We start from the raw sequence: 12,547 nt of genomic DNA, 5'->3' as shown, positions 1-12,547 counted from the left end.
CAGTGGCAATGAAGAAAACCCTTCGTTTCGCGGCAGTCGTGTCCAGCCTCGCCGCGTCCGCCGCGCTGCTCGCCGCCGCGCCGGCCGCGGCGCAGGCGCTCGGTTCGCAAGGTGCGCAGCTCGCCGACGAAGTCGTCGCGGTCGTCAACAACGACGTGATCACGGGCCGCGAACTCGACCAGCGCGTGGGCCTGATCGCACGCCGGCTGCAGCAGCAGAACGCGCCGGTGCCGCCGGCCGACCAGCTGCGCGCGCAGGTGCTGAACCAGATGGTGCTCGAACGTATCCAGGTGCAGAAGGCCAAGGACGACGGGATCCGCATCGACGACGCGACCGTGCAGGCCACGCTGCAGCGTCTCGCGCAGGCGAACGGGATGACGCTCGACCAGTACCGCGCGCGTCTCGAGGCGCAGGGCGTGCCCTGGAGCATCTTCACGAACGACGCGCGCACCGAGCTGATGCTGTCGAAGCTGCGCGAGCGCGAGGTCGACGGCAAGATCACGGTGTCGGACGCCGAGGTCGCGAACTACATCGCGAGCCAGCGCGGGCCGAACGCGTCGCAGCAGCAGGACCTGCGCTTCCAGCACATCTTCATCAAGGCGCCCACCAACGCGCCGCAGGCCGATATCGAGGCCGCGCAGAAGAAGGCCGACGCGCTGCTGCAGCAGGCGAAGTCGGGCGCCGATTTCGAGCGGCTCGCGAAGAACAACTCCGAAGCGAACGACGCGAAGAAGGGCGGCGATCTCGGCTTCAAGGCGCCGAGCGCGTTGCCGCCCGACGTCGTCGACGCCGCGTCGAAGCTGCGCCCGGGCCAGGTCAACCCGACGCTGATCCGCGTGCCGGACGGCTTCGAGATCGTGCGCCTCGTCGATCGCCGCCAGAGCCAGGGCGCAACCGCCGCGGCACCGAAGATCGTCCAGACGCACGTGCGCCACATCCTGCTGCGCGTCGGCGAAGGCAAGTCGGAAGGCCAGGCGCGCCAGCAACTGGTCGACATCCGCAACCAGGTCGCGGCCGGCGGCGATTTCGCGAAGTTCGCGCGCACCTACTCGCAGGACGGTTCGGCGTCGCAGGGCGGCGATCTCGGCTGGATCAGCCCGGGCGAGACCGTGCCGGAATTCGAGCGCGCGATGAACAACCTGCAGGACGGCCAGATCAGCCAGCCGATTCGTACCGAGTACGGCTACCACCTGATCCAGGTGCTGAATCGCCGCGAAGCGGAAGGCTCGGTGCAGCAGCAGATGGACATCGCCCGTCAGGCGATCGGCCAGCGCAAGGCCGAACAGGCGTATGCCGACTGGCTGCGCGAGCTGCGCGATTCGTCGTACGTGCAGTACAAGATCGGCGGCGTCGGCCCGGCGAACTGAGCGAGCATCGGATGACCACGCCCGCGCTGCAGATCGCGATCACGACCGGCGAACCCGCGGGGGTCGGCCCGGAGCTGACCGTGCAGGCGCTGCGTGACGCCGCGCAGCGCTGGCCCGACGCGCATTTCACCGTGCTCGGCGATGCAGCGCTGCTCGATGCGCGGGCGGCGGCGGTCGGTGCCGACCCGGCCACGCTGGCCGGCGGTGCGCAGGTGTCGGTCGCGCATCATGCGCTGGCCGTGCCCGCGCAGGCGGGCAAGCTGGACGCGGCGAACGGCCGCTACGTGCTCGGCCTGCTGGACGCGGCGATCGACGGCGCGCTGGCTGGCCGGTACGACGCGATCGTCACCGCGCCGCTGCAGAAAAGCACGATCAACGATGCGGGCGTGCCGTTCACCGGCCATACCGAATACCTGGCCGAACGCACGCATACGCCGCGCGTCGTGATGATGCTGGCGGGCACCGGCGACCGGCCGCTGCGCGTCGCGCTCGCCACCACGCACCTGCCGCTGAAGGACGTATCGGCCGCGCTGACGATCGACGGGCTCGTCGAGACGCTCGCGATCATCGATCGCGACCTGCGGCGCGACTTCGGTCTCGCCGCGCCGCGCATCCTCGTGACGGGCCTGAACCCGCATGCGGGCGAGAACGGTTATCTCGGCCGCGAGGAGATCGACGTGATCTCGCCGGCGCTGGCCCGCGCGAACGCGCAACGCATCGACGCGCGCGGCCCGTATCCGGCCGACACGCTGTTCCAGCCGCGCCATCTGGCCGATGCCGACTGCGTGCTCGCGATGTTCCATGACCAGGGCTTGCCCGTGCTGAAGTACGCGACGTTCGGCGAGGGCATCAACGTGACGCTCGGGCTGCCGATCATCCGCACGTCGGTCGATCACGGCACCGCGCTCGATCTGGCCGGCACGGGCCGCGCGGATCCGGGCAGCATGATCGCCGCGCTCGATACGGCCGTCACGATGGCGCGCCATCGCCGCGCAGCCTGACGCTGCCGGTTTTACCCCATTCGTCGTATTTTTCGTTTTACTCAGTCGATGTCGAACAGCAGACAGCACCAAGGCCATTTCGCGCGCAAGCGCTTCGGGCAGAACTTCCTCGTCGATCACGGCGTGATCGACTCGATCGTCGCGACGATCGGCCCCGCGCGCGGCCAGCGGATGGTCGAGATCGGCCCCGGGCTCGGCGCACTGACCGGGCCGCTGATCGAGCGCCTTGCGACGCCCGAGTCGCCGCTGCACGCGGTCGAGCTCGATCGCGACCTGATCGGGCGCCTGCAGCAACGCTTCGGCGCGCTGCTGGAACTGCACGCGGGCGACGCGCTCGCGTTCGACTTCCGTTCGCTCGCGGCGCCCGGCGACAAGCCGTCGCTGCGGATCGTCGGCAACCTGCCGTACAACATTTCCAGCCCGCTGCTGTTTCACCTGATGACGTTCGCCGATGCGGTCATCGATCAGCATTTCATGCTGCAGAACGAAGTCGTCGAGCGGATGGTCGCGGAGCCGGGCACCAAGGCGTTCTCGCGGCTGTCGGTGATGCTGCAGTACCGCTACGTGATGGAAAAGATGCTCGACGTGCCGCCGGAATCGTTCCAGCCGCCGCCGAAGGTCGATTCGGCGATCGTCCGGATGATTCCGTACGAGCCGCACGAACTGCCGGACGTCGATCCGGTGCTGCTCGGCGAAGTCGTCACCGCCGCGTTCTCGCAGCGCCGCAAGATGCTGCGCAATACGCTCGGCGAGTACCGCGAGACGATCGATTTCGATGCGCTCGGCTTCGATCTCGCGCGCCGGGCGGAGGACGTGAGCGTGGCCGAATACGTCGGCGTCGCACAGACGCTTGCGGCGCGGCGCAAGGCCGGATGACGCGCGTGGCGCGAGCCATCGGCTGTATCGAAGAGGCTGCCTGACCGGCAGCTTTTTTATTGCCCGCGCGTCTTGCGCCGGTCGTCATATCCGCCGGCGCGGCGGCGCGTTGACGAGCGCGATGCCGGTCAGCACGAGCGCGGCCGCGGACATGAAGCGCCAGCCGACCGTTTCGCCGAGCAGCAGCACGCCGAACGCGACGCCGAACAGCGGCGACAGGAACGTGAAGACGGACAGCCGGGATGCGCTGTAGCGCGTCAGCAGCCAGAACCACGACAGGTAGCTGACGAACGCGACGATCACCGACTGGTACGCGAGGCTCACGAGCGCGACCGGCGTGACCTGCACGAACGACATCTGGCCGCACAGCGCGGCGAGCCCGACCAGTACGACCGCCGATACCGCGAGCTGGTAGAACAGCGTCTTGCTCGCGCTGGCCCGCGCGAGCGCCGTCGAGCGCACGACGACCGTCGTCGCGGCCCACATCGCGCCGCCGAGGATCCCGAGCGCGTCGCCGGCGAGCCCGGCCAGCACGGACGCGCCGGGCGCGCGCGGCTTCAGGAAGCCGTCCGCGAACGCGAGCGCGATGCCGGCGAATGCGAGGCCGACGCCGGCCCATTGCGTGCGCTGCAGCCGCTCGCCCGGCGCGAACAGGTGCAGGCCGAGCGCGGTGAAGCACGGCGCCGTGTACAGGAAGATCGCCATGTGCGACGCGCTCGTCAGCGTGAGCCCGAAGAACACGCAGATGAATTCGCCGGCGAACAGCGCACCGGCCGCGAGCCCCGCGCCGAACGTGCCGTCCGCTTGGAACAGCGGCGTGCCGCGCGTGCGGGCCCAGCCCCATAGCAGCATCGCGGCGATTACCGAGCGCAGCCCGGCCTGGAACATCGGCGCGATCGCGGCGTTCGTGCTCTTGATCGCGACCTGCTGGAAGCCCCAGATCGCGCACAGCAGCAGCATCAGGCCTACGGCGCGCGTATCGAGTGCGCGGCGCACCGGGGCGGCGGCAAGCGCGGTCATTGGCGCACCTCGCGGGTGCGGTACGGCGGCAGCGAGGTCAGGCGGGCGGCGCGTTCGGCGCGCTCGAATTGGCGGTTTCGCACGGCAGTGTGGCGGCAAGGAAGAGTGGTGGTCACGGTCGGGCGGCGGCACGCATGCCCGCTTTTGGTGCGAAGTGGAAGGATGTTACCCGATCGGCGCGGTGGCCGGGCGAACCGGATCGTGCCGTTTTCCGCCGCGGCGCTCGTGCTCGCGAGGGGTCAACCGATGCGCCGCATCGGCCGCGCGCCCCCGGCTAGGCGTCCCCGGTTAGGTGCCCGGCGAGATTCACCCGACTCCGGTAGAATTCTCGGCTCTGGAAAGTCCCCACAGGAGTACAACACATGCGTTTGCTGCATACGATGCTGCGAGTCGGCGATCTCGACCGCTCGATCAAGTTCTACACCGAATTGCTCGGCATGAAGCTGCTGCGTCGCGAGGATTATCCGGAAGGCAAGTTCACGCTCGCGTTCGTCGGCTATGAAGACGAGAGCACGGGCACCGTGATCGAGCTGACCCATAACTGGGAGACGCCGTCCTACGATCTCGGCAACGGCTTCGGCCATCTGGCGGTGGCGGTCGACGATGCGTACGCGGCCTGCGACAAGATCAAGGCGCAAGGCGGCAAGGTCACGCGCGAGGCGGGCCCGATGAAGCACGGCACGACCGTGATCGCGTTCGTCGAGGATCCGGACGGCTACAAGATCGAGTTCATCCAGAAGAAGTAAGCGCCGGATGAGCGGTTCGCGGCGCGTTGCGCGTCGCGGGCAACGAAAACGGGCGATGCGGCGTGATCCGCATCGCCCGTTTGGCGTTTACGTCGTGACCAACGTCGTTACAGCGATGGCAGCAGCTCGGGCGGGTGATGCTTGAGCGTGTGCCGCGCTTCGCGGAACTCGGGGAAGATCGATTCGACGGTCTGCCAGAAGGCCGGGCTGTGGTTCATTTCGCGCAGGTGCGACAACTCGTGCGCGACGACGTAGTCGATGATCGACATCGGGAAATGGATCAGCCGCCAGTTCAGGCGGATCTTGCCGTCGCTCGAGCAACTGCCCCAACGCGTCGCGGCCGACGACAGCGCATACATCGAATACGTGACGCCGAGCTTTTCCGCGTAGACCACGAGGCGTTCGCCGAAGATGCGTTTCGCTTCGCCTTGCAGCCAGCCCTGCACGCGATCCTTGATCTGCTGCATGTCGGCCTGCACGGGCAGCGGCAGTGACAGCCGCAGCGCATCGGCGTCGAAGGCGACGGCGCCCGCGCCGAGCGCGATCGTCACCGTCTTGCCGAGATACGGCAGCTGCGCACCGTCGCGCCAGTCGATCTGCGGCAGTGCGCGCTGCTCGGTGCGCGTCTTCCACTCCGTGAGCTTCGCGAAGATCCAGCGTTGCTTCTCGGCGATCGCCGCTTCGATGTCGGCGAGCGTGACCCAGCGCGGTGCGGTGATCGACAGCCCGCTGCCGTCGATCGTGAAGCCGATCGTGCGGCGCGCCGAGCGCTTCAGCCGGTATTCGAGCACGCGGCTGTCGAGCGCGAACGTGCGCACGCGCGAGCGGTCGGGGGCCGGGCCCGGATCGAGCGGCGCGGCGGGGGCGGCTTCGGGCGGCGCCGGCGGGGCGGCAGGCGCCGACGGCGCCGCGGCCGGCCCGTCGAAGAGCGGCAGATCCATCTGTCGATGATCGAGGGCCACGACGGCAGGCCGTGGCCGCGGACGCTGTTTCATCAGTTCGCTTCTTTTTGTCGTACGCAACGGCTGCAATCCGGGGCTTCAGGCGCGCGCGGCATCGCGGGTGCCGGTGTTGCCCGCCTGACGATACGCATCGGGATCGATGCGGCGCATTTCCGCTTCGATCCAGGCTTCGACCTGCGAGTTCAATACGTCGGGCGTCTTCCCTTCGACGGGAATCGGCTTGCCGATCGACACGGTGATGACACCCGGGAATTTCGTGAACGAGTTGCGCGGCCACACCCGACCTGCATTGTGCGCGATCGGCACGACCGGCGCGCCGGTTTCGATCGCGAAGCGCGCGCCGCCCGTCTTGTACTTGCCCTGCTTGCCGACCGGCGTGCGCGTGCCTTCGGGGAACATGATCATCCATGCGCCTTCCGACAGGCGCTTCTTGCCTTGGCGGATCACCGAGGTGAACGCGTTCTTGCCTTCCTTGCGGTTGATGTTGACCATGTGCAGCAGCCCGAGCGCCCAGCCGAAGAACGGCACGTACAGCAGCTCGCGCTTGAACACGTAGCAGAGCGGCTTGGGCATCAGCGCCGGAAACGCGAGCGTCTCCCACGCGGACTGGTGCTTCGACAGCAGCACGGCCGGGCCGTCGGGCAGGTTCTCGAACCCTTCGATCCGGTAGCGGATGCCGTTCAGCCAGCGCACGACCCACAGCGTCGACTTGCACCAGCCGGCCGCCATCCAGTAGCGCGCGTCGGGGCGCATGAACGGGAACGCGATGAAGCACGCGGTGGCGTACGGCACCGTGTACAGGATGAAGTAGATCAGCAGCAGCAGGGAGCGGACGAAGCGCATCGGCGTGAGTCTGTCGTTGGGGAGGATGCGCGCGGCAGCCGCATCACTCGTGTTCGTGTGAAAGAAAGTCGAGCGCGAACGCGCGCAGGTCGTCGTGGACCGTCGTGCCGGGCGGCAGATTGCCCGCGGCGAGCGTCTTCTTGCCCTTGCCGGTCAGCACGAGGTGCGGCTGGAAGCCGACCGCGACGCCGGCCTGCAGGTCGCGCAGCGAATCGCCGACGACCGGCGTGTGAGCGGGATCGATCTCGAAGCGCTCGGCGATCATCTGCATCATGCCGGGTTTCGGCTTGCGGCAGTCGCAGTGATCCTCGGCCGTGTGCGGGCAGAAGAACACCGCGTCGATGCGCGCGCCGACCGCGGCCGCCGCGCGATGCATTTTCAGGTGCATCTCGTTGAGCGCGGCCATGTCGAACAGCCCGCGACCGATGCCGGACTGGTTGGTCGCGACGACCACGCGGTAGCCCGCGTGGTTGAGCCGGGCGATCGCCTCGAAGCTGCCGGGCAGCGCGGTCCATTCGTCGGGCGTCTTGATGAACGCATCCGAATCGACGTTGATCACGCCGTCCCGGTCGAGGACGACGAGCTTTCGGTTGGGGCTGATCGGCATCGTGCGGCCCTTATGCGGCGAGCTTCGAGATGTCGGCGACGCAGTTCATCTGCTGGTGCAGCGCGGACAGCAGCGCGAGACGGTTCGCGCGCAGTGCCGGATCTTCCGCGTTGACCATCACGTCGTTGAAGAACGTGTCGACCGGCGCGCGCAGCGCGGCGAGCGCCGACAGCGCGCCCGTGTACGCCCGCGCCTCGAGCTGCGACTGCACGTGCGGCGTGACGGCCGCGAGCTGTTCGTGCAGCGCCTTCTCGGCGGCCTCGACGAGCAGCGCCGGCTGCACCGCGCCGTTCGCGACGCCTTCCGACTTCTTCAGGATGTTCGAGATCCGCTTGTTCGCGGCCGCCAGCGCTTCGGCTTCCGCGAGGCGCGTGAATTCGCGCACCGCGTCGAGGCGCGCGACGAGATCGTCGATGCGCGTCGGGTTCAGGCTCAGCACCGCGTCGATTTCGCCGGCCGAATAGCCGCGCTCGCGCAGCAGGCCGCGCAGGCGATCCATGAAGAACGCGAAGATGGCGTCGGTCGATTCGGCGACGCCCGGCACGCCGTCGAAGCGTGCGTAGGCCGTGCGCAGCAGCGCGACGAGGTCGAGCGGCAGCTGCTTTTCGAGCAGCAGGCGCAGCACGCCGAGCGCGTGGCGGCGCAGCGCGAACGGATCCTTCTCGCCGGTCGGCGCGAGGCCGATGCCCCAGATGCCGACGATCGTTTCGAGCTTGTCGGCGAGCGCGACGGCGGTCGAGACCGGCGTGGTCGGCAGCGCGTCGCCGGAGAAGCGCGGCTGGTAGTGCTCGGCGCAGGCGAGCGCGACGTCGTCGGCTTCGCCGTCGTGGCGCGCGTAGTACGTGCCCATCGTGCCCTGCAGTTCCGGGAACTCGCCGACCATGTCGGTCAGCAGGTCGGCCTTCGCGAGACGTGCGGCGCGCTTCGCGTGCGCGGTGTCGGCGCCGATCGCCGGGGCGATTTCGCCGGCCAGCGCCTCGAGGCGCTCGACGCGTGCGAGCGCCGAACCGAGCTTGTTGTGATAGACGACGTTCGCGAGCTGCGGCACGCGCTCGGCGAGCGGCTTCTTCTTGTCCTGCTCGAAGAAGAACTTCGCATCGGCGAGACGCGGGCGCACGACGCGCTCGTTGCCTTCGATGATCTCGCCCGGCGTCTTCGTCTCGATGTTCGACACGATCAGGAAGCGCGAGCGCAGCTTGCCGGCGACGTCGGTCAGCGCGAAATACTTCTGGTTCGTCTGCATCGTGAGGATCAGGCATTCCTGCGGCACCTGCAGGAATTCGTCCTCGAAGCGGCACGGGTAGACCACGGGCCATTCGACCAGCGACGTCACTTCGTCGAGCAGCGATTCGGGCATCACGACCGTGTCGCCGTTCGCATGTTCGTTCAGTTGCGTGCGGATCGTTTCGCGGCGATCGGCGAAGTGCGCGATCACGCGGCCCTTGTCGCGCAGCGTGTCGGCGTACGCGCGGGCATGCTGGATCGCGACGAGGCCGTCGGACAGGAAGCGGTGGCCGAGCGTGGTATCGCCGGCGTCGACGCCGAATGCGGTGACGGGCACGACGCGGTCGTCGTGCAGCACCGTCAGGCGATGCACCGGGCGCACGAACTTCACGTCCGAGCCATCCGGGCGCTGGTACGTCATGAATTTCGGGATCGGCAGCTTCGCGAGCGCTTCGTCGAGTGCGGCCTGCAGGCCGTCGGCGAGCGTGGCGCCGGCCGCCGAATAGTTGATGAAGAACGCTTCGGCCTTGCCGTCCTGCGCGCGCTCGAGATCGGCGATCGACGCGTTCGGGTGGCCGAGCGCCGCGAGCTTCTTCGCGAGCGGGGCCGTCGGCTTGCCTTCGGCGTCGAGCGCGACCGACACGGGCAGGACCTTTTCGCGGACCTGTTTGTCAGGCGCGACCGCGCGTACGTTCTGCACGACGACCGCGAGGCGGCGCGGCGTGGCGTAGCGTTCGAACACGAGTTCGCCTTCGACGAGGTCGCGCGCCGCGAGGCGTTGCGCGAGACCTTCGGCGAATGCGTCGCCGAGGCGCGCGAGGGCCTTCGGCGGCAGCTCTTCGGTCAGCAGTTCGACGAGCAGGGGGGCGGGATGATTATGCGTCATGGTTGGAATGAATCTCGTCTCGTCAGTCCTGATCGATCTTGCGTTCGACCTTGAGCGGCGGCGCCCATGCCGGTTGCGCGGCGTCCTGGGCGTCGGTGGTGAGGCCCGGCACGCCCGGCGGGTTGCCGAGCATCGGGAAGCCGAGCTTCTCGCGCGAGTCGTAGTAAGCCTGCGCGACGAGACGCGACAGCGCGCGGATGCGGCCGATGTACGCTGCCCGCTCGGTGACCGAGATCGCGCCGCGCGCGTCGAGCAGGTTGAACGTGTGGCCGGCCTTCAGCACGAGTTCGTACGCGGGCAGCGCGAGCTGCGCGTCGATCATCTTCTTCGCTTCCGCTTCGTAGCTGTTGAAGAACGTGAACAGCAGGTCGACGTTCGCGTGCTCGAAGTTGTAGGTCGACTGCTCGACCTCGTTCTGGTGGTACACGTCGCCATACGACAGGCGGCGCAGCTCGGGGCCGTTCGGGCCTTGCTCTTCCCACTCGGTCCACACGAGGTCGTACACGTTCTCGACCTTCTGCAGGTACATCGCGAGGCGCTCGAGGCCGTACGTGATCTCGCCGAGCACCGGCTTGCATTCGAGGCCGCCGACTTCCTGGAAATACGTGAACTGCGTGACTTCCATCCCGTTCAGCCACACTTCCCAGCCGAGCCCCCACGCGCCGAGCGTCGGGTTCTCCCAGTCGTCCTCGACGAAGCGCACGTCGTTCTGCTTCAGGTCGAAGCCGAGCGCTGCGAGCGAGCCGAGGTACAGGTCGAGGATGTTTTCCGGCGCCGGCTTGAGCACGACCTGGTACTGGTAGTAGTGCTGCAGGCGGTTCGGGTTTTCGCCGTAGCGGCCGTCCTTCGGGCGGCGCGACGGCTGCACGTACGCGGCGCGCCACGGCTCGGGGCCGACCGCGCGCAGGAACGTGTGGACGTGCGACGTGCCCGCGCCGACTTCCATGTCGATGGGCTGGAGCAGGGCGCAACCCTGCTTGTCCCAGTAGGACTGCAGCGTCAGGATGATTTGCTGAAACGTAAGCATGAAGAGCCTTCGTGGCGCTGGCGCTCCGTTGCGGGCGGCGCTCCGGGCGGGCCCGGAGGGTCGGCTCGCGCGGCGGCGCGGCTTGTTAGTGTGCTGAAACGCGTAATTTTACCGGATCGGCGGCCGGATGCGGCCGGAAGGCAGATGCGGGCACCGCCGCACCGGTCCGGCGGCCTGCGCACACGGGCGCAGGCGCCATGCCGCGGCGCTTCGCGCGGGCGTTAAGATGCGCGTATTGCGGCGCGCGCCACGCGTGCCGCGTCACCGCTTGCCGACGCCGACTGCATGGACGACTCGACCGATATTCTGATTCCGCTGCTTCCGCCGTTCCTCGCGCTGCTCGGACAGGCCGCCGACGCGCACGCGCGCGGCGAGCGCGCCGCGCACGATCTGTGGCTGGCCGCCGCCGCCCATCTGCATGCGGTCGATGCGGCGGCGATCGCGCAGTTCACGGCCACGCTGGTTGCTCGACAGCGCACGGCCGATGCGGTTGCGCTTGCCGAATGCGCGGCGCGTGCGCAGCCGGGCGCGGCCGCGCATTTCAACCACGGCTACGCGCTGCAGATGGCCGGCCGTCACGCGGATGCGGTCGCGCCGTACCGCGCGGCGCTCGCGATCGATGCCGGCTGGCCGTCGCTGCGCAACAACCTCGCGATTGCGCTGCGCTTGTCGGGCGCTGATCGCGCGGAGGAGATCGCGCTGCTCGACGCGGCCGTGAAGCACGATCCGCACGACGTGCAGGCGTGGATCAATCTCGTCGTCGCGCGGATCGCGACGCACGATCTGGACGGTGCGCTCGCGTGCGCCGCGCGGCTCGCCGACCTCGCGCCCGACAACGCGCTCGCGATGAACAACGTCGCGATGGCGATGAAGGAGGCGCAGCGCTGGGACGATGCCGAGCGCCATGCGGCGCGTGCGTGCGAGCTGGCGCCCGACGATGCGTCGTTCCGCTTCAATCTCGCGATCATCCAGCTCGTGCGCGGCAACTACGCGGCCGGCTGGCGCGGCCACGAGGCGCGCTGGGACGGCGCGGGCGAGTTGCGCGGCCGCCGGCCGGCGCTGCCGGGCCCGCGCTGGCAGGGCGAGCCGCTCGCCGGCAAGACGCTGCTGGTGTGGGGCGAGCAGGGGCTCGGCGACGTGCTGCAGTTCTGCCGCTTCATCGCGCCGCTCGCCGAACGCGTGCATCGCGAGGGCGGCCGGCTCGCGTGGAATACGTTTCCGGCGCTCGGCGCGCTGATGCAGCGCAGCCTCGGCGCGCACGCGGACGTGTTCGGCGCGGGCGGCGGCGTCGATGCGCTGCCGGCATTCGATTACGAAGTGCCGCTGATCGGCCTGCCGCTGATGCTCGGCATGGCGGCATCGATGCTCGCCGAGTCGGTGCCGTACCTGCGCGCCGAACCGGGCGCACGCGACGCATGGCGCGCGCGGCTCGCGGGCGGGAGCCGGCTGAAGGTCGGGCTCGTGTGGACGGGCAGCGCGGGCCATCAGCGCAATCCGTTCCGGCGCGTGGGGCTCGAACGCTATGCCGACGCGTTTCGCGGCCTCGATGGCGTCACGTTCTATTCGCTGCAGCCGGGGGCGGACGCGGATGTCGCCGCCGCGCGCGCGGCCGGTTTCGCGATCGAAGACTACACGGACGAATTGAAGCGCTTCGACGATACGGCCGCGTTCATCGGCGCGCTGGATCTCGTGATCACCGTGTGCACGTCGGTCGCGCACCTGGCCGGCGCGCTCGGCGCGCGCACCTGGGTGCTGCTCGACGTGAATCCGCACTGGCCGTGGCTGCTCGATCGCCGGGACAGCCCGTGGTATCCGACCGCGACGTTGTACCGGCAGCCGACGTTCGGCGCGTGGGCGCCGGTGCTGGAAGAAGTGAGCCGCGACCTGCGGGGCCTCGCCGCGCAGCCGGATCGATTGGATCAACCGGACCGGTCGGCCCGGCAGGCCTGAACGGCCGGCCGGTTCGCGGTCACGGGCCGCCGCGCGCG

Annotated in this window: 11 protein-coding genes; 5 read left to right on the top strand and 6 right to left on the bottom strand. The window is 69.0% G+C overall.

Translation table 11 applies throughout. The features are described from left to right. Nucleotides 1-8: 8 nt before the first annotated feature. From HWW87_RS24310 to rsmA, 3 genes are read left to right on the top strand one after another with little or no spacing between them, the layout of a single operon-like run. Complete coding sequence (locus tag HWW87_RS24310) at nt 9-1,367, top strand: peptidylprolyl isomerase (RefSeq protein ID WP_175822461.1); 1,359 nt, start codon at nt 9-11, stop codon at nt 1,365-1,367. Nucleotides 1,368-1,378: 11 nt separating this feature from the next. After that, a complete protein-coding gene (gene pdxA, locus HWW87_RS24305; RefSeq protein ID WP_174433597.1) occupies nt 1,379-2,368 on the top strand; it encodes a 4-hydroxythreonine-4-phosphate dehydrogenase PdxA in 990 nt (329 codons plus the stop codon). 48 nt (nt 2,369-2,416) lie between these two features. Continuing rightward, the gene (gene rsmA, locus HWW87_RS24300) at nt 2,417-3,244 is read left to right on the top strand and encodes a 16S rRNA (adenine(1518)-N(6)/adenine(1519)-N(6))-dimethyltransferase RsmA (RefSeq protein ID WP_175822460.1); all 828 of its coding nucleotides are present in this window, start codon (nt 2,417-2,419) and stop codon (nt 3,242-3,244) included. Nucleotides 3,245-3,328: 84 nt separating this feature from the next. On the opposite strand, the gene HWW87_RS24295 is transcribed toward rsmA, so the two are convergent. Then, nucleotides 3,329-4,264 carry a DMT family transporter gene (locus tag HWW87_RS24295; RefSeq protein ID WP_175822459.1) on the bottom strand — a complete coding sequence of 312 codons (936 nt, stop codon included), beginning with the start codon at nt 4,262-4,264 and terminating at the stop codon, nt 3,329-3,331. Nucleotides 4,265-4,626: 362 nt separating this feature from the next. Between HWW87_RS24295 and gloA the strand changes: the two genes are divergently transcribed. Next, nucleotides 4,627-5,010, top strand: a complete 384-nt coding sequence (gloA, locus tag HWW87_RS24290) for a lactoylglutathione lyase (RefSeq protein WP_174388591.1) — start codon at nt 4,627-4,629, stop codon at nt 5,008-5,010. A 107-nt stretch (nt 5,011-5,117) separates the two neighbouring features. On the opposite strand, the gene HWW87_RS24285 is transcribed toward gloA, so the two are convergent. From HWW87_RS24285 to glyQ, 5 genes are read right to left on the bottom strand one after another with little or no spacing between them, the layout of a single operon-like run. Continuing rightward, nucleotides 5,118-6,005, bottom strand: a complete 888-nt coding sequence (locus HWW87_RS24285) for a SprT family zinc-dependent metalloprotease (protein WP_175822458.1) — start codon at nt 6,003-6,005, stop codon at nt 5,118-5,120. Between the two features lie 45 nt (nt 6,006-6,050). Continuing rightward, a complete protein-coding gene (locus tag HWW87_RS24280; protein WP_174433593.1) occupies nt 6,051-6,815 on the bottom strand; it encodes a lysophospholipid acyltransferase family protein in 765 nt (254 codons plus the stop codon). 43 nt (nt 6,816-6,858) lie between these two features. Further along, a complete protein-coding gene (gene gmhB, locus HWW87_RS24275) occupies nt 6,859-7,422 on the bottom strand; it encodes a D-glycero-beta-D-manno-heptose 1,7-bisphosphate 7-phosphatase (RefSeq protein WP_175822457.1) in 564 nt (187 codons plus the stop codon). A gap of 10 nt (nt 7,423-7,432) precedes the next feature. Then, nucleotides 7,433-9,532, bottom strand: coding sequence for a glycine--tRNA ligase subunit beta (glyS, locus tag HWW87_RS24270; protein ID WP_175822456.1), 2,100 nt, complete (start codon nt 9,530-9,532; stop codon nt 7,433-7,435). Nucleotides 9,533-9,554: 22 nt separating this feature from the next. After that, the gene (gene glyQ, locus HWW87_RS24265; protein ID WP_080681364.1) at nt 9,555-10,559 is read right to left on the bottom strand and encodes a glycine--tRNA ligase subunit alpha; all 1,005 of its coding nucleotides are present in this window, start codon (nt 10,557-10,559) and stop codon (nt 9,555-9,557) included. Nucleotides 10,560-10,844: 285 nt separating this feature from the next. On the opposite strand from glyQ, the gene HWW87_RS24260 reads away from it, so the two are divergent. Next, nucleotides 10,845-12,509: a hypothetical protein gene (locus HWW87_RS24260; protein ID WP_175822455.1), complete on the top strand. Its 1,665-nt coding sequence runs from the start codon at nt 10,845-10,847 to the stop codon at nt 12,507-12,509. Nucleotides 12,510-12,547: the final 38 nt, after the last annotated feature.

This window comes from Burkholderia sp. BCC0419 (assembly GCF_902830285.1).
Classification (GTDB): Bacteria; Pseudomonadota; Gammaproteobacteria; order Burkholderiales; family Burkholderiaceae; genus Burkholderia.
This window is presented reverse-complemented; position numbering and strand designations above follow the sequence as displayed.